Here is a 19,186-nt window from a genome sequence, read left to right as displayed (position 1 = left end):
TACTCTAGGCTGCAGATGTTAATTTTGCATGCAATTTTTTACCGATATAACGTGCAGATACATTGAAAATCAAAATGAAAATCAAGAGAATAGCTGCACTACCAGCTGAAACCTGCGTTGCATCTGGAATCGTTCCTTCACTATTTACCTTCCAGATGTGAACTGCCAGCGTTTCTGACTGACGGAAAATCGAAATCGGACTCGTCACACTCAACGGATTCCAGTTTGACCAATCAAGGGCTGGCGCTGATTGACCTGCGGTGTAGATAAGAGCCGCAGCTTCCCCAAAAATACGACCAGAAGCAAGGACAATTCCGGTTACAATTCCTGGAAGTGCTTCAGGGATGACAACGTGAAATACTGTTTCCCAACGTGAAATACCGAGAGCTAGACCAGCTTCGCGTTGCGTATGGTGAACATGGCGCAAACTATCTTCGACATTGCGCGTCATTTGTGGCAGATTAAAGACTGTCAAAGCTAAGGCACCTGATAAGATAGAAAAGCCATATTGAAATTGGACAACAAAAATCAAGTAGCCAAAGAGACCAACCACCACAGAGGGAAGAGAAGATAGAATCTCAATACAGGTACGGATAAAATTGGTCAGGCGACCTTTTTTCGCATATTCTGCCAGATAAATTCCTGCACCCATGGAAAGTGGAACAGAAATCAAGAGCGTAATCACTAATAGGAAGAAGGAATTATAGAGCTGAATGCCAATCCCCCCACCTGCTTGATAGGATGACGATTTTCCAGTCAGGAAGGACCAACTCACATGAGGAAGACCTCGTAGCAAGATATACAAAATGAGGGAAGCTAAAATGGCAACGATAATAATCGCTATCGAGTACAAAATCCCTGTCGCTAATTTATCAACTTTTTTAGCGTGCATAGTTTCTCTTCCTCTCTCTTGTAATAAATTTCATAATCAAGTTAAAGACCAAACTCATCAATAATAGAACGAGAGCCAATGACCAGAGAACATTATTTTGGACAGTGCCCATAACCGTATTTCCAATTCCCATGGTTAAAACAGATGTCAGAGTTGCAGCCGGTGTTGTTAGAGAAGTTGGTACAACTGCTGAATTTCCTACGACCATTTGAATTGCAAGGGCTTCACCAAAGGCACGAGCCATTCCAAAGACAACTGCAGTAAAAATACCAGACTTGGCTGCATGTAAGGTCACACGCCAAATTGTTTGCCAACGAGTAGCTCCCATGGCAAGACTTGCTTCACGATAATGACGTGGCACTGCTTTTAAGCTATCAACCGTCATAAAGGTCACCGTTGGCAAAATCATGACAAAGAGGACAAAAACCCCTGACAAAATACCAAAACCTGTCCCACCGAAAATGGAGCGGACAAAAGGTACCACGACCTGAAGGCCAATAAATCCATAGACAACGGATGGAATCCCAACCAAGAGTTCAATAACTGGTTGCAAAATCTTGGCACCATATTTCGGCGATACCTCAGTCATAAATACAGCGGCTCCAATAGCAAAAGGTGTTGCAATAAGGGCAGATAAAATCGTCACAATAAAGGATCCAGCAATCATTGGAAAAGCACCGAAGGACTTAATGGCTGGTTTCCAAACTGTTCCAAATAAAAATTCAAAGATGTTGACACCATTCACAAAAAAGGTCGACAAACCTCTTTGGGCAACAAAGAGTAAAATCATCGCTACGATGAATACAATCAAGGCTAGGCAAAGAAAGGTAATGCTCTTTCCAAATTTCTCTAAGCGAGAATTTTTAGAAGGGGACAGCAATTCTTTGGCAAGTTTTTCATTTTTCATGCTTACTTCTTCTCCTTCACTGTACCGTCTGCGCTCTTGGTTACTTTCATATCATTGACTGAAATATAACCCATATCAACAACAATTCCTTTTTGAATTTTTTCAGACATGACATAGTCTAGAAATTCCTTTTCAAGGCCAGTCGCTTCACCCTTGGTATACATGTGTTCATAAGACCAGATTGGCCAATCATTGGTAACAACATTGTCCATTGTAGGTTCAAAACCATTCAACTGAATTGTCTTTACTGAGTTATCGATATAGGAGAAGGCAAGATAGGAAATCGCCCCCGGAGTCTGGGAAACGATTGATTTGACCATTCCGTTTGAGTCTTGTTCTAAACTCTGTGCTGCTTCTTCCCCTTTCATCACAACCGTATCAAAGGTTGCTCGTGAACCAGAACCGACTGCTCGGTTGATAATGGAAATCTCTAAATCTTTTCCACCTAGTTCTTTCCAATTTTTAATATCACCTGTAAAAATCTTCTTGAGCTGATCAAGACTAATATCCTTGACATTAACTTCCTTATTCACGATGACAGCAATGCCTGCAACAGCTACTTGGTAATCGACCAACTGGCTCGCATCAATTCCTGATTTTTCTTCAGCAAAGACATCACTATTTCCAATCTGAACAGCACCTGACTGAACTTGAGATAGGCCAGTACCAGACCCACCACCTTGGACATTCACTGTTTTGCCCTTATTTTCAATGCTAAATTCATCAGCTGCTGCTTCAACTAAGGGCTGAAGAGCGGTCGATCCAACTGCTGTAATGGATTCTCCACGGTCAATCCATGAAGCACAAGCAGACAAACTAAGGCTCGCTGAAAGGCATAAGGCGATGAGGCCAAGCTTACGCTTTTGTTTCATTTTTTCTTTTTCCTTTTCATTTTTGCGTGGCTTTCCCTGCAATTACATCTCATTTACACGAAAGTTCCACAATTCCACTATATCATATAACATTCTAACTTGCAAAGTATTTCTAACCCATTTATTTTGATGAAAAACGCAGCCCTTTTGGAAAAGAATTTTTGAGCGTTCCTGAGACAACTTTTGCAAAACCTAAACCATTTCCAGCCACTGAAACTTGGTACCAACCATTGGTCAATTCTGTTGAAACCGCAAGGGTTTGTCCAGCGACATATTGGAAAAAGTCTTCCTCTGAAATCTCGACTCGGTACTTGACCTCGTCGCTTCGTAAGGCCAATCCTAAAGCAAAACTTGGTTCAAATCTCTTTTTCTTAAAGGTTCCCAAATGCAAACCATTTCGAGCAATTCTCAACTTTGAAATATCTGGCAAACCATGTGGGAGAAGATAGAGCTCATCACCAAAGACCTGCAAGACTCCTTCTGCCTTAAACATGAGAGAGCCTTGTGAAAACTCCTGCCATAATTGCTTCTGCTCACGATTGAGATTCGACTGATTGCCTTTTAACTTCTTGCTTGAAGCCTTCTCGCCATGGTATTGAAATTTAGCCACAAACTGACCTTCGCCTTTAAACAGATGAGGATACATTCGAGCCGTCTCTGAAAAGCCGATTCCTTCTACCATACCATTGATTTTGGGAATATCCACTAACGTCACTTCATAGTGTTCTAGCAACCATTGAACAATCTCTTCGTTTTCTTCCGGTGCCCACGTACAGGTTGAATAAATTAACTGACCATTTGGGGCCAGCATGTCCATCGCAGCCCTTAAAATTTCCTTTTGTAACTCCGCACACTCACTTGGATAGTCGCTTGACCAATAGTCTATCGCTCCTGGATCCTTGCGAAACATCCCCTCACCCGAACAAGGTGCATCTAAGACAATCAGATCAAAATAATCTGCAAAAACTCCTGCCAAGCGCTCAGCTGATTCATTGGTCACTAGGACATTGCGAGCTCCAAATCGTTCGATATTTTCCACTAAGATTTTCGAGCGTTTTTTGGAAATTTCATTGCTGACAAGAAGGCCTGTATTGCCCAAATAGGATAAGAGATGAGTCGTTTTTCCTCCAGGTGCAGCAGCTAAATCCAAGACCTTCATGCCCTCTTGAGGAGCGGCTGCCTGTCCTACCACCTGTGCTGCTGGCTCCTGTGAATAGACTAAACCAGTGACATGTTCGACCGATCGACCCGATACCTTTCCATAATAAGACCAGGGCATCTGATTAATCGGATGTTCAAATGGCCGCTGTGTTTCTTTTAAGGGATTTGTCCGAAAGCCTGCTACTGCTTCTTCCTGAAAGCTGTCAAAAAAGGCTGGTGCTTGTGCACCGAGCAGTTGTTCGTATTTCTCTATAAAATCGTTTGGTAATACCATCACCGTAAATACCTTTTTATTTCATTTATTTTTTCAGTTGGGGCAAAAATAATATACTCACGACCGTAAAAAGCTGGTTTCTTGCCACTTGTTGTCATCATGGTATAGCCGAGCTTCTCCCCCAAAATACTTGCTGCAGCATAATCCCAAGGATAGATATAGGAAGCCTGAGCCAGTAAACGGCCTGTCAAAACATGAGCAAAGCTAATCCCTGCACTACCGATTGAACGTGTTCCCAAAGTGTGATCTGCCATATCCGCTAATCCTGCATAATTTTGAGCATAAAGACCTGCATTAAGGCCAATCAGACTTTCTTTCAAAGACTTGTTTTGAAAAGAAGGTAAGAGACGATCGTTTTCGTAGACTGGAAATTGACCGCCACCATGATACAATTTATCTTCTATCACATCGTAAATCAGACCAAATTGACCAAGACCATCTTCAAAATAAGCAACTAAAACAGCAAAATCTGCCTTTTGAACGATGAAATTTGTCGTGCCATCAATAGGATCAATCACCCAAACCTTTCCTTGACCTAAGGGCAAATGATCTGGACTCTCCTCGCCAAGAACACAATCTTCTGGATAACGCTCCAGAATCTTTGCTGTTAGACTCTCCTGAACAGTCTTATCTAATTGGGTGACCAAATCCGTAAAATGCTCTTTTTCTTCAATAATCAAGTCATCCTCTAAATGCTGTCTTAAAAATTCTCCCGCTTCTAAAACAAGCTCTTTTGCAAACTGATATTTATCTTCCAAGAGAAAGCACTCCTTTCCCTTGCTCCTTTGCCTGCTTGACTGCCCGATAAGTTGAATAGCCCGAAACCTCTTCAAATTCACGGTCAATTCGACGTTCTTCCCCTTTACTTTTCACAACTGTTTTAAATTGATTGTAGGCTTCAAGAAGGGCAGAAACAGTCACCCCACCTTCATAAGCCTTTTCCACCTGATTCAAAAAAGAAAGCACGGAGGATAACTCCTCTGTGCTCCACGAAAAATCAAGTGGATATGAATAATTCTTTTCCATATCTATCCTTGTCCTATCTCTGCTCTTAACGTTGCATTTTTCAATTCTTGTTTGCGATACTTCCGTGGTAAAAAGGCTCGAATCTCATCTTCATTAAATCCGATTTGCATCCGTTTTTCATCTAAAATAATGGGACGTCTGAGTAAGCTCGGGTAAGCCGCAATCAATTCAATTAACTCTGAAATAGAGAGCTCCTCTACATCAACATTTAACTTTTGAAACACCTTTGAGCGCGTTGAAATTAAATCATCTGTCCCATTTTCTGTCAGAGCCAAAATATTTTTCAACTCCTCTGTCGTTAAGGGGCTTGTCATAATGTTATGTTCTGAGAAAGGCACCTGATGATTGGTTAACCATGCTCTAGCTTTTCGACAGCTTGTACAACTTGGCGATAAAAATAGTGTAATCATTAGCATACCTTTCTGTATCATTCTCTCACCCTATTATACACTAGATAGACGCTTTTTACAAGATAAAATTGAGATTTTACCCATGTCCGTCCTGTGATAGCACGTCTATTTTCGCTTCTAAGCGTTGCAAGATGATATTTTGCTCTTCTATTTTTAAGGTAAGCTCGTCAATTTTGGCATCTCGCTCGCTATCAACGAAGAAGCGAGTAATAATCGCCGTGACCATCCCAAAGGTCGAGATTCCAATCAGCATGAGCAAAATCGCAATGGCTTTGGTAATGGCTGTCTGGGGCACAATATCCCCATAGCCAACGGTTGTTGTGGTCACGATAGACCACCAGAGTGCATTTAGAAAGGATTGCTTTTCAACAATCGATAAAACAAGACTGGCCACCATGACTGCTACAAAATTGAGCGCCAAGATTTTATACAAACCGCTAGTATTCATCAATTTGCGCAGAACATCCCACAGCTTACTGGATACTGCAATCAGCCGTGTAAACTTGAGCACCCTAAATAATTTTGCAAAGCGGGCAATGCGACCGATTCTGAAAAAGGCCGCAAGCTGAACAAATGGGAGGATGGCAATCAGATCAAGAAGGTTCTTTCGGACATACTCACCTTTATCCTCTGCATAATAGAGATTACTGCTGTAATCAAAAACAAAAATCCCCCAAAATAGAGTATCAAACACATGATACCATAGGCTCTGAGAGGAAACAAGGGCCAACATTTCACTGCCAATCAGCACTACGTAGAGCACTGCCATCACAATCATCACAACTTCATAGCGCGAGTCATTTATGATTTTCTTAATCATGGTCCTTCCAAGTGAGCGCCGTTCGCTCATCTTCCTTCATTTGTGTCATAAGGGCATCAATGCCATCAAATTTAATCATATCACGAATTTTTTCTAGCCAATAAATCGTGATTTTTTCGCCATAAATATAGCGTTCAAAGCCAAAAATATGAGCTTCTAAGCGTAACTCTGTTCCATCAAAGGTCACATTCTTCCCAACACTCGCCATGGCGCGGTAGCGTTGCCCAGCAATGACAACATCTGCAACATAAACACCGTCTGCCGGTAAGTGAACCGCATCAAGTGGTGCAAGGTTCGCTGTTGGATAACCAATCGTCCGCCCTCTTGCATCACCATGGACAACAATCCCTCTTGTCTCAAAAGGATAGCCCAATAATTGATTGGCTTCGTATATCTTTCCTTCTTGGACAGCCTTGCGAATCCGGGTAGAAGATACTTTTTCACCATTTAATTGGACTTCTTCAACCACTTCTACTTCACCGTCAAATAGTTCTTTTAACTCTGCAACCGTTGCTCTAGTATTTCCAAAATGATAATCAAAGCCAACTACCACAACACTAGCCTGCAATCCTTTAATATAGTTTTCAATGAACGCTTCAGGTGTTGTTGCAGCAAAGGAACTGGTAAAATCTGTCAGATACAGTTGTTCAACACCGTACTCTTCAAATAACTGGAAGCGGCGCTCTGCACTTGTCAAATGACGAAGTAAGTCAGGACTAAAGCGAGTAAAAGCCAGACGAGGTGACTCTGGAAAGGTCAGAACAGTTACCGTCAAGCCACGTTGATCTGCTATTGCACGCGCCTTATCTAACAAGGCCTTATGTCCTAAATGAATGCCGTCAAAATACCCCAATACCAACACGGTGTCTCCTTGGGGCTGAATGTCTTTATAATCGTTTATTGTTATCCGTTTCATCATTGTATTATTGTATCATAAAGCTCTGAAAAAGACCTAGATAAAAACCTTTCTAGGCTTATAGGAACCTTCTCTTTTTTCTAACATGGCAACCAATTGCCCTTCAAAGAAAGCTGCAATGACATCTTCTGACCTATCTAGTACCACAAAACGCCCATGTTTTACATCTGCTACTTCTTCTTCCGTCAGCAAAACTCTTGGCATATCACCAATTCCTTGCTCAATCGGTTGCAAAAATGTGGCATCATCCATTTCCACTAAGCGGGCAATTTCTTCAATGGTCAGCGCATCTGCAATCACCATGCCTGAAGAACCTGTCCGCACCAAATGAGACATGTGACTAGCAAAACCAAGCTGAGTTCCTAAGTCCACGGACAAGGTACGCACATAAGTCCCTTTACTACAACGCACACGAAAGGAAAAGCGTACACAGTCATTTTCAAAAAGGAGTGGGCTAATCCGATCAAACTGATAGATGTCTACCTGACGCTCAGGTCGCTCAACTGTTTCCCCAGCTCTTGCATACTCGTAGAGCTTGCGGCCATTGACCTTAACTGCCGAATACATAGGAGGAATCTGGGTGATTGTCCCGACAAATCCTTGCATAGCTTGGTCGATTTCTTCTTCCGTCAAAGTCGTCGGAATTGCAGTCCGCTCCACCACTTCACCAGACGCATCTTCTGTCGTCGTTGAAAAGCCAAGCGTGATTTCGCCCTCGTAGACTTTCCCTTCTTCCTGCATATATTCAATGAGGCGGGTCGCTTTTCCAATCGCAATTGGCAAGACCCCTGTCACATCTGGGTCAAGGGTGCCGCCGTGTCCAATCTTCTTTTCTCTTAAAATCTTACGTAGTTTAAATACCACATCATGCGAGGTCATCCCCGCTTCTTTTTTTACATTGATAATTCCTGAAAGCATAGAACTATTATAGCATAGAAATGGAATTGAGGTTGAACAAAAAAATTCACTCTCGCTTGTCAAGGTTCATAAAACCAGATTGCCAGCTTCTTTGCTTCACACTTCTTGTTTCTTACAATGGATAAGCAAACCCAACTGAGGTTTTCTCAAAGCCATAGTGTTCATAAAACCGGTGGGCTATCTGTCTCTCCTCTCCCAAACCACTATTTAAGGCTAGAGTCTGACAGCCTGATTCGTTACCAATCTGCTTGACCCTATCGAGTAAGGCTGTTGCAATTCCTTGATTGCGATACTGACTATCAACAACCAAGGCTAGTATCCGCAAGTAAGCACCATTTCTTTCAAAAAAGTACATCTTGGCATAGCCAACTAGACCAAGCACCTGTCCTTCTTCTTCATAGACTAACAATTCGTAGTCTGGTTGTGCCAAAAGGGAGGACAAACGCTCATTTAACTCTTCAATCTGACTGGGATAGCCCAACTCTAGTAGTAACTACTGACACGCTAGAACATCCTTCTCTTTGTAGCTACGAATCATTACTCCTCCTTTAGGGCATCAAACTTAGCTTTCATAGTCGGATTCTTTCGGGTTAACTTTTTGACGGAAACGTCTTCTAATTTATTATTGGCAAGACGCAACTGATTTTCACTGGTTGTGAGAGCAGCCTTGACCGCTTCCATGCGCTTAATGGCCTTGTCAATCTCATCAATCGCCTTTTGGAAATTAGTGCTAGCAGACTGGTAGTTTTTGGCAAAGGCCGTTTTAAAAACTTCCAAATCTTCTTCAAAATGGGTGATGTCGATATTCTGTTCTCTGACCAGAGCCAATTCCTGCTTGTACTTGAGGGCATTCATGGCTGCATTGCGCAAAATCCCAATCAGCTGGATAAAAAACTGGGGCCGGACAACATACATCTTTTCATATTTGTGGCTGACGTCAACAATCCCTGTATTGTAGTAGTCATTATCAGCTTCAAGCATAGTCACCAAAACCGCATATTCACAGTCCTTTTCCCGACGGTCCTTGTCCAATTCCTTGAAAAAATCTTCGTTCTTGTGCTTTTTCACCGTGTCATCGGCTTCATTTTTCATCTCAAACATAATAGAGAGAATTTCTACCCCATTCTCATCCACTTCACGGTAAATATAATCACCTTTTGATCCACGGCTAGACACTAGATTATCCTTTTCAAAGTAGGCATTGGGAAAGGCCAGATGACGAACCTTGTTAAATTCTGCTTCTGCATACAATTCCAAACTTTCTCCGATTGCCTTAGTGGATTGCTGGGCCTTAAAGTTCTTGTAAAATTCAACTTGCTCATTCGCCGCTTTTAATTGGAGTTCAAACTCCTGCTTGGTCGTGGCTAAGGCCAATTCCTGCTTTTGTTCCTGCAAGAGCAACTTGGTCTTAACCGCATCACGTTCTTTTTCCATTGAAGCGAGAGCCAGTTGCCACTCATTATCCTTTTCCAGACGAATTTTCTCTACCTGAGCTTCGAGAGACAGGATTTCCTGCTCCTTTTGGGACAAGGCAGAGCGAATTTCCAGTTCTGTCTTACTTTCTGCCTGTTCCAACTTGGCAGCCAGCTCTACGATTTCTTTATCTCGCTCAGCTAATTGGCGGTGTAAGTCATTTTTGGCCTTTTCCTCAACCAATTCTGTCTCACGCGCCAAACGCTCATGCAATTCTTTTTCAAATTCTGCCCCACGAACTTGGGACAATAACTGGCTGTATTCTGTTTCATTGACCTGAAAGGCAACCCCACAATGAGGGCATGTTAGTGTCTGCATGTTTTCTCCTTGTTTCTTTTTCCTGATGTATATCTAGTATAGCAAAAAACACCAGAAAAATCTGATGTTTTATGACTATTGGTGTGATTCCGCCTCAACCTCACTACTGTCTGTCTTCCCTTCCGTTTCGGTCGGGTGAGTCTCGGCTGGTTGTTCCTCCTGTGATTCTGTTGAAGCAATCTTCCTTTCTTCTGGAATGTCTGTTGAATCTGATATTTTGTAAAATGGCTCGTACTCGTCATTAACGCTTTGAGCAATGAGGATACAGTCTTGTTGATAGACAATTTTATCCCCTGAGGTTGGCACCCCTGCTGGGATAAAGCTGATAGCTGCGCCCCATTTATAAGGTACTCCGATTCCTGCTTCATACCGCTTATCCGTAACCGAACCACTAGACAAGGTTACAGCAGTTGACACTTCTCCCTCATCTCCTTGTAGAGCAACCAATCCATCTTTGTTAAATACAAGTTTTGTTCCTCTATAGGTTGACCAGGTTCCAGTAACACTTGAAAAATCTCCCTTTGCTAAGGCGCTAACGTCTATTCCAGAAACTTGAGCTTGCACCTCCTCCTTAGCTTTCCTATCTGAAGCTGCTGGAGTCGAAGCTTGATTCTGTTCTGCCGCTTTTTTCACCTCTTCCTTCCTGCTTACTTTTTCTTTGCTCGATGAGGGGTTGGCTACGACTACTTTCTTACTGCTTAGACTGATTGAGGAGGCTGTAGAAACAGCCTTCTTTGTCCCCTTTGGCTGACAGAATGTCAATGTCAAAACTCCGGCAGATACAAGTGCGATAGTCGCAACACTTACTTTAACATAATTTAATTTTTTCCTTTTTACCATTTTTACATCTCCTTATTTTATCTATTCGCAGTATGGTATGAAAAAGTATTTTTTATTACTAAAATTGTACCATTTTAGTAATAAATGTAATTTTTCCAACAACTCATACAATTCTGTCAAAACTCATTTTGACAATTTCCGTATTTTGTTCATTTTTTAGTTTTAATTATTTCCAATTTTGACTCTTTTCCTATATAATAATAGGGTTAAGAGATGTGATAGAAAGGTGGAGATAATGACCTTACCAATTTTTTTGGAGTTGGTGGAAATCAAAGCAAAAACAGCGAGTATCTTGCCCTTTTTAATTGGAATTTGTTTTAGCTACTATGTATACGGAGAAGTACAACCCCTCTATATTGTCTGGTACTTTATCGCGATGCTCTTGTTCAACATGTTTGTCGATGTATGGGATAATTACAACGACTATCGGCACGCCTTGGACAAAGCCTATCAAGCAAAAACCAATATCATCGGGCGGGAAAACCTATCCTTGCGCTCAGTAGAAGGACTCATGTTGCTCCTCTTTACTGTCTCACTCCTCATTGGATTGATCTTAGCATGGTTTGTTGGTTGGCCCTTACTCATCATGGGAGGATTTTGCTACGCTGTTGGAATCTTTTATTCATCCGGTCCAAAACCTTTATCGAGTCTGCCTTTAGGAGAAGTATTTTCTGGCTTTACAATGGGATTTATGATCAGTCTCATCTGTGTCTACCTCAATACATCTCCTGACTTTGATTGGAGCTTCAGGGCTCTTGCACAGATTTTTCTGATTTCTCTTCCCAATACCCTTTGGATTGCCAATCTGATGTTGGCCAATAACCTCTGCGATAAGGAAGAAGATGAGCAAAATCACCGCTATACCTTGGTTCATTATATTGGAATCAAAGGAGGACTCTCTCTATTTGCGATTGCAAATGGAATGGCGCTACTCGCTATTGTCTGTCAGATCTTTTTAGGAATTGCTCCGATAACGAGTTTACTCAGCTTACTCTTGTTGCCCTTTATCGTGCAACAGACCAAGCTCTTATGGAAAAAACAAGTTAAATCAGAAACCTTTCCATGTGCAATCAAGATTTTAGCCTTGGGTTCTACCGTCCAAGTTCTCACTTATGCACTGGGAATCGGTTTACTTTAGAAAGGAGTAGATACTATGAAAGAATTTCTAGTATTAGGAGCGGGCTATGCTGGCTTGAAAGCTGTCCGTACCTTACAAAAAGAAGCAGGTGATGTTCATATCACCTTAGTCGATCGAAATCCCTATCACTATGAAGCGACTGAATTACATGAGGTTGCAGCTGGTTCTCAACCAAGTAGAAAGATTTCATTTCCAATTCAAGAGGTCATCGATTCTCAGCGAGTGACCTTTATCCAAGATCAGGTTTTGACTATTGATTGCGAAACACAAACAGTTCAGTTACAAACAAGCGGTCTACTCTCCTACGATTATCTAGTCATTGCGCTCGGTTTTACCTCTGAAACATTTGGCATTAAGGGGGCTATGGAAAATGCCCTACAAATGGTAGATATTGAAACTGCAGAAGCCATTCATCAGCATATTCTACATCAAATGGCTGCCTATCGTGAAACCAAAGATGAAAATCATCTGCGCCTCTTAATCTGCGGGGCTGGTTTTACAGGTATTGAGCTAGCAGGAGCATTTGTCGATGAACGCAAGCGCTATGCAGACCTTGCTGGAGTTAGCTCAGATAAGATTGAGATTATCTGTGTAGAAGCAGCAACTAGTATTTTACCGATGTTTGATGACGACTTGCGTGCCTATGCCCTGCAGTTGATTGACAAACTAGGAATTCGTCTCATGACGGGCTGCATGATTAAAGAGATTACACCAGGTCAAGTTCTTTATGCGACAGCCGAAACAGGAGAAGAGCTACAGGCTATCGCTGCTTCAACTATCATCTGGACAACAGGTGTCAGCGGCAGTCCTGTCATAGCTGAATCTGGCTTTGACCAACGCCGCGGTCGTGTTGTCGTAACAAATGATTTGCGTTCCCCTGACCATGACAATGTCTATATCGTCGGAGATGTGTCCGCCTTTATGGATCCAACAACCAGTCGCCCTTACCCAACAACTGCTCAGATTGCAACCCAAATGGGGAAACATGTCGCCAAAAATCTACAACATCAATTAAAGGGCGAACCGCTTGAAGAGTTTGTCTATCAATCACAGGGAACAGTTGCCTCTATCGGCAACACCCACGCACTTGGTCTTGCTTTTGATAAAAAAGTCAAGGGCTACCCCGCCTCTGTTATCAAAAAAGCTATCATGAACAAATCACTTCTGGATATGGGAGGATTGAAGGAATTGGTAGCACACGGTCGCTTTGACCTCTATCATTAAGCAAGAAACGAATCATATACAAATAAAAATTTTAGGAATGAGCTGAATCCTTTGTTCAGCTCCTCAATTGGAGGTTATTATGACGATAGAAACCTTGGCTCGTCTGCAATTTGCGATGACCACTATCTTTCACTTCTTCTTCGTACCATTTACCATTGGTACAGCCTTCGTGGTGGCTATCATGGAAACCTGCTATGTGGTGACCAACAAGGAAGAGTACAAAAAATTAACGAAATTCTGGGGCAATATCATGCTGCTCAGTTTCGCAGTCGGTGTGGTGACAGGGATTATCCAAGAATTCCAATTCGGAATGAACTGGTCTGACTATTCCCGCTTTGTTGGTGACATCTTCGGAGCACCGCTTGCGGTCGAAGCCCTCTTTGCCTTTTTCATGGAATCCACTTTTCTAGGACTCTGGATGTTCACTTGGGACAACAAAAAAATCAGCAAGAAATTACATGCTACCTTCATCTGGTTAGTTGTATTTGGCTCATTGATGTCAGCGATGTGGATTTTGATTGCCAACAGCTTCATGCAGCACCCAGTCGGCTATGAAATCGTCAATGGTCGTGCCCAGATGACAGATTTTGGTGCCTTGATTACCAACCCACAGTTCATCTACGAATACAGCCACGTTATTACAGGTGCTATTACCATGGGCGGTATTCTCGTAGCTGGAATGGCAGCCTTCCGTCTCTTGAAAAAAAACAGCCTAACTGAAACTACTCAAGCACTCTATAAAAAATCTATTCGTATTGGTTTGATTATTTCTCTTATTGGCTCTCTCTCTGTACTTGGAGCTGGAGATGCGCAAATGCAAGCCCTTATCGAAGATCAGCCAATGAAATTTGCAGCCATGGAAGGGGACTATGAAGATTCTGGCGACCCTGCTGCTTGGACTGTCCTTGCTTGGGCAGATGAAGCCAAACACAAACAAGTCTTTGGTGTTAAAATTCCTTATATGCTTAGTATCTTGTCTTACCATAAGATGTCTGGTGCCGTTAAAGGAATGGATACAGCCAATGAAGAATTGATTGCTCAATATGGGGATCGCAACTACTTCCCAATGGTCAATCTCCTCTTTTACGGTTTCCGTATCATGGCCGGTTTTGGAACCTTAATGCTCCTTGTATCTGCTTTGGGACTATTTTGGACCAGAAAGAAAAATCCAATCCTCTATGAAAAGAAATGGATGCTCTGGCTAATAGCTCTCACAACCTTTGCACCATTTTTAGCCAATACCTTCGGCTGGGTTGTGGCAGAGCAAGGTCGTTACCCTTGGACAGTTTACGGTCTCTTTACGATTGAACAAAGTGTGTCACCAAATGTATCTGTTGCTTCTCTGACTGTCTCCAATATCGTCTACTTTATCTTATTCACTGGTCTAGCAACAACCATGATCAAATTGGTCATTCGAGAATTGCACCAGGGTCCTGAACATGAGGGATTGCACATCGGTGGCTATTCTTCCATTGATACATTTAATAAGGAGGCATTCTAAACATGAGCAATTTACAATTGTTATGGTTCTTTCTCATCGGCTTACTCTTTTCAGGCTTCTTCTTCCTTGAAGGATTTGACTTCGGAGTAGGAATGGCCGTGCAATCACTCGCCAAAAATGAGCTGGAAAAAGATCAGATTGTACAGACCATTGGCCCTGTTTGGGACGGCAATGAAGTTTGGTTACTCACTGCGGGTGGAGCAATGTTTGCTTCTTTCCCTTACTGGTATGCTTCTTTATTCAGCGGCTACTATCTCATCTTGTTGGTCATCTTAGTCGGCTTGATTATCCGTGGTGTCTCCTTTGAATTTCGCCACAAAGTTCCTGCCGCGCAAAAGCAACGCTGGAACTGGACCTTGTCTATCGGCTCCTTCATCGTTCCTTTCTTCTTTGGTGTGATGTTTATCAGCCTCATTCAAGGAATGCCCCTCGATGAAAATGGCAATATGTCTGCTCATTTTGGCGACTACTTCAACCTCTTCTCACTAGTTGGTGGAGTCGCTATGGTACTCTTGACCTATCTACATGGTTTAAACTACATCAGCCTAAAAACAGAAGGCGATATCCGCACTCGTGCTCGTGACTATGCCAAGAAACTCTATCTTGTACTCTATCTTGGTTTGGTAGCATTTGCGACCCTGCTCTTTTTTAAGACAGACTTCTTTGCACTACACCTTGTACCAACCTTGGTATTGGTAGTGGCTATTGTCCTTCTTACTCTAGTGGCTCATGTATCTGTCCTCAAAGAGGCTGAAATGACAGCTTTTCTTGCTAGTGGACTTTCCTTGGTGACCGTTGTTGTCCTATTATTCCAAGGACTCTTCCCACGTGTCATGATTAGCTCAATCAGTTCAAAATACGATTTGCTCATTGCATCTGCTTCATCTTCCCCTTACACACTTAGCATTATGTCAATGGTAGCCTTAACCTTAGTACCTTTTGTCTTAGCCTATACTGCTTGGACTTACTATATCTTTAGAAAACGGATTAAGCTACCAGTCGTTGGAACGGGGGAACACCATGCTGGATAAAGCTGTGATGCGCTTGTCCGGTGTTCATAAACTATTAGGATTGCTTGCAGGATTAGACATCCTTCAGGCAATCTTTATTATCGGACAGGCAACAGGTATTAGTCAGGCCATTACGGGTGTCTGGGAGGGACAAGCTCTAAACAATCAACTTTGGCCTATCCTATGCTTTTTTCTCTCCTATCTAGGGCGACATGGCATAAACTACCTCAAGGATGAGCGGTTGGATGCTTTTTCTAGTCAACAGGCGCGTCTCCTACGAGAAAACCTGTTCCAGAAACTCTTTGAATTGGGACCGCATATCGTTCAAAAAGAAGGTTCAGGAAATGTCATCACCATGACCTTAGACGGCATTTCTTTGGTCGAAAATTACCTGCACCTGATTCTCAATAAGATGATGAATATGAGCATCATTCCTTGGATTATTCTAGCCTATATCTGTTATTTAGACTGGGAATCTGGTCTGGTTCTCCTCGTTGTATTTCCCATTATCATCCTATTTATGATTATCTTGGGATATGCGGCACAAGCAAGAGCCAACCGTCAGTACCAACAATACCAGCTCTTGTCCAACCATTTCTTGGATACGCTACGAGGTATTGATACCTTGAAGTTCTTCGGTCGCAGCAAGCCCTATGCCAAGAACATCTACCAAACCAGTGAAAATTTCCGCAAAGCAACCATGGGTGCCTTACGCATTGGAATCTTATCCACTTTTGCTCTTGATTTCTTTACCACCTTATCCATTGCGGTAGTCGCAGTTCTTCTGGGGCTTCGATTGATCAACGGTCAAATGCTGCTTTTTCCAGCCCTAACTATTCTCATTTTAGCTCCAGAATATTTCCTACCTGTGCGTGATTTTTCAAGTGACTACCACGCTACCTTAGACGGAAAAAATGCCATGCAAAGTATTCAAGAAATCTTGAATACCACAAGTATCCGCAAGGAACAAATCAGCATGGCACCATGGACGAGAGACAGTCGCTTAGCATTGGATCAGATTTCCATGGCCTACGAGGATAAAAAACTTTTTGAAGGAACATCACTTGCTCTCACAGGCTATCAAAAAATCGGTATTATCGGCATGAGTGGTTCTGGGAAGTCTAGTCTTATCAATCTCTTGAGTGGATTCCTAGCACCTGTCGAGGGCAACATTTGGATAGACCAGCAGAAAGTCACTAACCTTGATCAGGAAGATTGGCGTAAGCAACTCCTTTACATCCCACAAAATCCCTATGTCTTTGAAATGAGCCTTCGTGACAACATCACCTTCTATACCCCTTCAGCCAGCGATGAGGAGGTACGAGAGGCGATTTCAGTTGTCGGGTTGGATGAACTGGTGGCTAGTCTACCTGAAGGTCTTGGCACCCGTATCGGAAATGGGGCTCGTCCTCTAAGTGGCGGTCAAGCACAGCGGATTGCTCTTGCCCGTGCCTTTCTTGATAAAGAGCGTCGTATTCTCCTACTCGATGAGCCAACCGCCCACCTTGACATTGAAACCGAGCTGGAACTAAAGGAAAAAATGTTACCATTGATGGAGAACCGCTTGGTCTTACTCGCCACTCACCGCCTTCACTGGCTCCACCAAATGGACACTATCTGGGTCGTAGATCAAGGACAAATCGTGGAAATGGGAAGCTACGAAGAACTCCTAGCCAAAAAAGGCAAACTCTATCACCTAAAAACTGCAATGGGAGGAAGTCATGACTAATATTCCTTTGTTTCGTGTCATGAAAGATGACCACTGGGTCAAACCATTTTTCAAACAATACAAACTAGCCTTAGTTGCTGCCTTGTTTCTTGGTTTTCTGACCTTCTTTAGTGCAGGTGCTCTGATGTTCATCTCAGGCTTTCTGATTAGTAAATCTGCCTCTCTACCAACCAATATTCTCCTCGTTTATATTCCGATTGTTCTGACTAGAACCTTTGGGATTGCTAGACCAGTTTTCCGCTATTTGGAACGTTTGACGAGCCACAATTGGGTTCTCAAAATGACCTCGCAACTCCGGCTCAAGCTCTATCAGACCTTGGAACAGGATGCGATTTTCATTAAACGTGATTTTCGTTTGGGAGATGTGATTGGACTCTTAGCAGAAGACATCAATCACCTACAAAATCTTTACTTGCGGACCATTTTCCCAACAGTTATCGCTTGGATTCTCTACCTATTTATCGTGATTGGGTTGGGGTTCTTTTCTTGGCGGTTCGCGCTCTTCATGTTCCTTTATCTGGCCATTCTGATTTTTCTCTTTCCTCTGGTTTCTGTTCTCGTTAATGGAGCAAGACAGCAAAAAGAAAAAGCCTTAAAAAATGGCCTGTATACAGAATTAACTGACAATGTCTTGGGAATTTCAGACTGGATTTTCAGCCAACGGGGACAAGAATATGTTGCACTCCATGAACATTCACAAGACCAACTGATGGCAGTCCAAGCTAAGATGAAATCCTTCCAAAATAAGCGAGCACTTCTATTTGAAGTAGCTTATGGTGGATTGATTCTTGCTACTTTCCTTTGGGCGGGAAGTCATTTTACTGGTCATCATGGAGGGGCAGCCAATTGGGTTGCAGCCTTTGTCCTATCGCTTCTTCCCATTATCGATGCCTTTGCAGGATTATCTGCTGCCAGTCAAGAAACAAACAGTTATGCGGACTCAATTGAACGGCTCAATGCTCTTCCTAGCCTACGACCTGAATCGACAACAAATCAGCAACCGCAAGCTCCTTATACTCTTGAGATAAACAATCTCAGCTTTCACTATGCTGGTGATGAACGACTGGTCCTTGACCAACTGTCCTTGACCATTCCTCAAGGACAAAAGCTGGCCATTCTAGGTCGGAGTGGTTCTGGAAAAAGTACCCTTGCAACTCTGTTGAGAGGAGATTTACAGCCTAGTTTAGGAGACATTTCCCTGGGTGGTGTACCAGTAGCTACTATTGGCGAAGCTATTCCAGCCTACATTGGCGTTATCCAGCAGGCACCCTATCTCTTTCGGACGAGCTTGCTCAATAATATCCGCCTTGGAAATGAAAAGGCTAGTCTCGATCAAGTCTGGCATGTTCTTGAGCGTGTTGGCCTAAAGGAAATGGTTGCGGCCTTACCACAAGGACTGGATACCATGGTTGACGAAGCTGGTCTGCGTTTTTCAGGGGGAGAACGGCACCGAATTGCCCTTGCCCGCATTCTTCTAAAAGAAACACCTATCGTTATTCTCGATGAGCCGACTGTTGGGCTTGATCCCATTACCGAAAAACAACTCCTAACAACCTTTATGGAGGAGCTAAAAGGTAAAACCGTTATCTGGATTACCCACCATTTAAAGGGGATCGAATATGCTGACCGTGTTATTTTCCTCGAAAATGGGCAACTCGAAATGGAAGGCTCTCCTGCCTTTCTAGCGGAAACTAGTCCACGCTTCCGTCATCTCAAAGCAGTTGATGATGGAGAAAAAGAAACAGTATAAAAAGGAG

19 protein-coding genes are annotated in these 19,186 nt (G+C 42.7%); 6 read left to right on the top strand and 13 right to left on the bottom strand.

Annotation, left to right across the window (positions count from 1 at the left end):
- Positions 1–4 precede the first annotated feature (4 nt).
- The 13 genes from pstA to A4H00_RS08720 all read right to left on the bottom strand — a co-directional run bounded on the left by pstA (position 5) and on the right by A4H00_RS08720 (position 10,827).
- The gene (gene pstA, locus A4H00_RS08780; protein WP_067089699.1) at positions 5–892 is read right to left on the bottom strand and encodes a phosphate ABC transporter permease PstA; all 888 of its coding nucleotides are present in this window, start codon (positions 890–892) and stop codon (positions 5–7) included.
- Positions 882–1,799 (bottom strand): phosphate ABC transporter permease subunit PstC, encoded by a 918-nt coding sequence (gene pstC, locus A4H00_RS08775; RefSeq protein ID WP_067089696.1) that lies wholly within the window; start codon positions 1,797–1,799, stop codon positions 882–884. Before pstC ends, pstA begins: the two co-directional genes overlap by 11 nt.
- Positions 1,800–1,801: 2 nt before the next feature.
- Positions 1,802–2,671 (bottom strand): phosphate ABC transporter substrate-binding protein PstS family protein, encoded by an 870-nt coding sequence (locus A4H00_RS08770; protein WP_067091596.1) that lies wholly within the window; start codon positions 2,669–2,671, stop codon positions 1,802–1,804.
- 121 nt (positions 2,672–2,792) lie between these two features.
- Positions 2,793–4,106 (bottom strand): RsmF rRNA methyltransferase first C-terminal domain-containing protein, encoded by a 1,314-nt coding sequence (locus A4H00_RS08765; protein ID WP_067089693.1) that lies wholly within the window; start codon positions 4,104–4,106, stop codon positions 2,793–2,795.
- Entirely contained in the window at positions 4,106–4,864 is a 759-nt protein-coding gene (locus tag A4H00_RS08760) for an inositol monophosphatase family protein (RefSeq protein ID WP_067089689.1), read from the bottom strand. Before A4H00_RS08760 ends, A4H00_RS08765 begins: the two co-directional genes overlap by 1 nt.
- Positions 4,854–5,132, bottom strand: coding sequence for a UPF0223 family protein (locus A4H00_RS08755; protein ID WP_067089684.1), 279 nt, complete (start codon positions 5,130–5,132; stop codon positions 4,854–4,856). The genes A4H00_RS08760 and A4H00_RS08755 overlap by 11 nt, the downstream gene beginning before the upstream one ends.
- Positions 5,133–5,134: 2 nt before the next feature.
- Complete coding sequence (locus tag A4H00_RS08750; protein ID WP_067089671.1) at positions 5,135–5,542, bottom strand: Spx/MgsR family RNA polymerase-binding regulatory protein; 408 nt, start codon at positions 5,540–5,542, stop codon at positions 5,135–5,137.
- 76 nt (positions 5,543–5,618) lie between these two features.
- Positions 5,619–6,362, bottom strand: a complete 744-nt coding sequence (locus A4H00_RS08745; protein WP_067089668.1) for a potassium channel family protein — start codon at positions 6,360–6,362, stop codon at positions 5,619–5,621.
- Positions 6,355–7,278 (bottom strand): bifunctional riboflavin kinase/FAD synthetase, encoded by a 924-nt coding sequence (locus A4H00_RS08740; protein ID WP_067091593.1) that lies wholly within the window; start codon positions 7,276–7,278, stop codon positions 6,355–6,357. Before A4H00_RS08740 ends, A4H00_RS08745 begins: the two co-directional genes overlap by 8 nt.
- Positions 7,279–7,314: 36 nt before the next feature.
- Positions 7,315–8,196: a tRNA pseudouridine(55) synthase TruB gene (gene truB / locus A4H00_RS08735; protein ID WP_067089663.1), complete on the bottom strand. Its 882-nt coding sequence runs from the start codon at positions 8,194–8,196 to the stop codon at positions 7,315–7,317.
- 112 nt (positions 8,197–8,308) lie between these two features.
- Positions 8,309–8,677 (bottom strand): GNAT family N-acetyltransferase, encoded by a 369-nt coding sequence (locus A4H00_RS08730; protein ID WP_099092168.1) that lies wholly within the window; start codon positions 8,675–8,677, stop codon positions 8,309–8,311.
- Positions 8,678–8,733: 56 nt separating this feature from the next.
- Positions 8,734–9,987 carry a DUF2130 domain-containing protein gene (locus A4H00_RS08725; RefSeq protein ID WP_067089660.1) on the bottom strand — a complete coding sequence of 418 codons (1,254 nt, stop codon included), beginning with the start codon at positions 9,985–9,987 and terminating at the stop codon, positions 8,734–8,736.
- Positions 9,988–10,062: 75 nt separating this feature from the next.
- Positions 10,063–10,827 carry a DUF6287 domain-containing protein gene (locus tag A4H00_RS08720; protein WP_067089656.1) on the bottom strand — a complete coding sequence of 255 codons (765 nt, stop codon included), beginning with the start codon at positions 10,825–10,827 and terminating at the stop codon, positions 10,063–10,065.
- A gap of 235 nt (positions 10,828–11,062) precedes the next feature.
- Between A4H00_RS08720 and A4H00_RS08715 the strand changes: the two genes are divergently transcribed.
- The 6 genes from A4H00_RS08715 (at position 11,063) to cydC (ending at position 19,179) form a co-directional block, all read left to right on the top strand.
- Positions 11,063–11,965, top strand: a complete 903-nt coding sequence (locus tag A4H00_RS08715) for a prenyltransferase (protein WP_067089654.1) — start codon at positions 11,063–11,065, stop codon at positions 11,963–11,965.
- Between the two features lie 15 nt (positions 11,966–11,980).
- Positions 11,981–13,189 (top strand): NAD(P)/FAD-dependent oxidoreductase, encoded by a 1,209-nt coding sequence (locus A4H00_RS08710; protein WP_067089650.1) that lies wholly within the window; start codon positions 11,981–11,983, stop codon positions 13,187–13,189.
- A gap of 79 nt (positions 13,190–13,268) precedes the next feature.
- On the top strand, positions 13,269–14,690 hold the full coding sequence (locus tag A4H00_RS08705; RefSeq protein ID WP_067089647.1) for a cytochrome ubiquinol oxidase subunit I: 1,422 nt from the start codon (positions 13,269–13,271) through the stop codon (positions 14,688–14,690).
- A 2-nt stretch (positions 14,691–14,692) separates the two neighbouring features.
- Positions 14,693–15,721: a cytochrome d ubiquinol oxidase subunit II gene (gene cydB / locus A4H00_RS08700; RefSeq protein ID WP_067089642.1), complete on the top strand. Its 1,029-nt coding sequence runs from the start codon at positions 14,693–14,695 to the stop codon at positions 15,719–15,721.
- Complete coding sequence (gene cydD / locus A4H00_RS08695; protein WP_067089637.1) at positions 15,711–17,429, top strand: thiol reductant ABC exporter subunit CydD; 1,719 nt, start codon at positions 15,711–15,713, stop codon at positions 17,427–17,429. The genes cydB and cydD overlap by 11 nt, the downstream gene beginning before the upstream one ends.
- Positions 17,422–19,179 carry a thiol reductant ABC exporter subunit CydC gene (gene cydC, locus A4H00_RS08690; protein WP_067089634.1) on the top strand — a complete coding sequence of 586 codons (1,758 nt, stop codon included), beginning with the start codon at positions 17,422–17,424 and terminating at the stop codon, positions 19,177–19,179. Before cydD ends, cydC begins: the two co-directional genes overlap by 8 nt.
- The last annotated feature ends 7 nt before the right edge of the window (positions 19,180–19,186 follow it).

This window comes from Streptococcus marmotae, from assembly GCF_001623565.1.
GTDB lineage: Bacteria > Bacillota > Bacilli > Lactobacillales > Streptococcaceae > Streptococcus > Streptococcus marmotae.
The sequence above is the reverse complement of the archived record's forward strand: the minus strand, read 5'-3'. Positions and strand labels throughout refer to the sequence as shown.

Coding starts and splice junctions, on each gene's coding strand:
- pstA (WP_067089699.1), bottom strand. CDS start 892: ATGCACGCTAAAAAAGTTGATAAATTAGCGACAGGGATTTTGTACTCG.
- pstC (WP_067089696.1), bottom strand. CDS start 1,799: ATGAAAAATGAAAAACTTGCCAAAGAATTGCTGTCCCCTTCTAAAAAT.
- A4H00_RS08770 (WP_067091596.1), bottom strand. CDS start 2,671: ATGAAACAAAAGCGTAAGCTTGGCCTCATCGCCTTATGCCTTTCAGCG.
- A4H00_RS08765 (WP_067089693.1), bottom strand. CDS start 4,106: ATGGTATTACCAAACGATTTTATAGAGAAATACGAACAACTGCTCGGT.
- A4H00_RS08755 (WP_067089684.1), bottom strand. CDS start 5,132: ATGGAAAAGAATTATTCATATCCACTTGATTTTTCGTGGAGCACAGAG.
- A4H00_RS08750 (WP_067089671.1), bottom strand. CDS start 5,542: ATGATTACACTATTTTTATCGCCAAGTTGTACAAGCTGTCGAAAAGCT.
- A4H00_RS08745 (WP_067089668.1), bottom strand. CDS start 6,362: ATGATTAAGAAAATCATAAATGACTCGCGCTATGAAGTTGTGATGATT.
- A4H00_RS08740 (WP_067091593.1), bottom strand. CDS start 7,278: ATGAAACGGATAACAATAAACGATTATAAAGACATTCAGCCCCAAGGA.
- truB (WP_067089663.1), bottom strand. CDS start 8,196: ATGCTTTCAGGAATTATCAATGTAAAAAAAGAAGCGGGGATGACCTCG.
- A4H00_RS08725 (WP_067089660.1), bottom strand. CDS start 9,987: ATGCAGACACTAACATGCCCTCATTGTGGGGTTGCCTTTCAGGTCAAT.
- A4H00_RS08720 (WP_067089656.1), bottom strand. CDS start 10,827: ATGGTAAAAAGGAAAAAATTAAATTATGTTAAAGTAAGTGTTGCGACT.
- A4H00_RS08715 (WP_067089654.1), top strand. CDS start 11,063: ATGACCTTACCAATTTTTTTGGAGTTGGTGGAAATCAAAGCAAAAACA.
- A4H00_RS08710 (WP_067089650.1), top strand. CDS start 11,981: ATGAAAGAATTTCTAGTATTAGGAGCGGGCTATGCTGGCTTGAAAGCT.
- A4H00_RS08705 (WP_067089647.1), top strand. CDS start 13,269: ATGACGATAGAAACCTTGGCTCGTCTGCAATTTGCGATGACCACTATC.
- cydB (WP_067089642.1), top strand. CDS start 14,693: ATGAGCAATTTACAATTGTTATGGTTCTTTCTCATCGGCTTACTCTTT.
- cydD (WP_067089637.1), top strand. CDS start 15,711: ATGCTGGATAAAGCTGTGATGCGCTTGTCCGGTGTTCATAAACTATTA.
- cydC (WP_067089634.1), top strand. CDS start 17,422: ATGACTAATATTCCTTTGTTTCGTGTCATGAAAGATGACCACTGGGTC.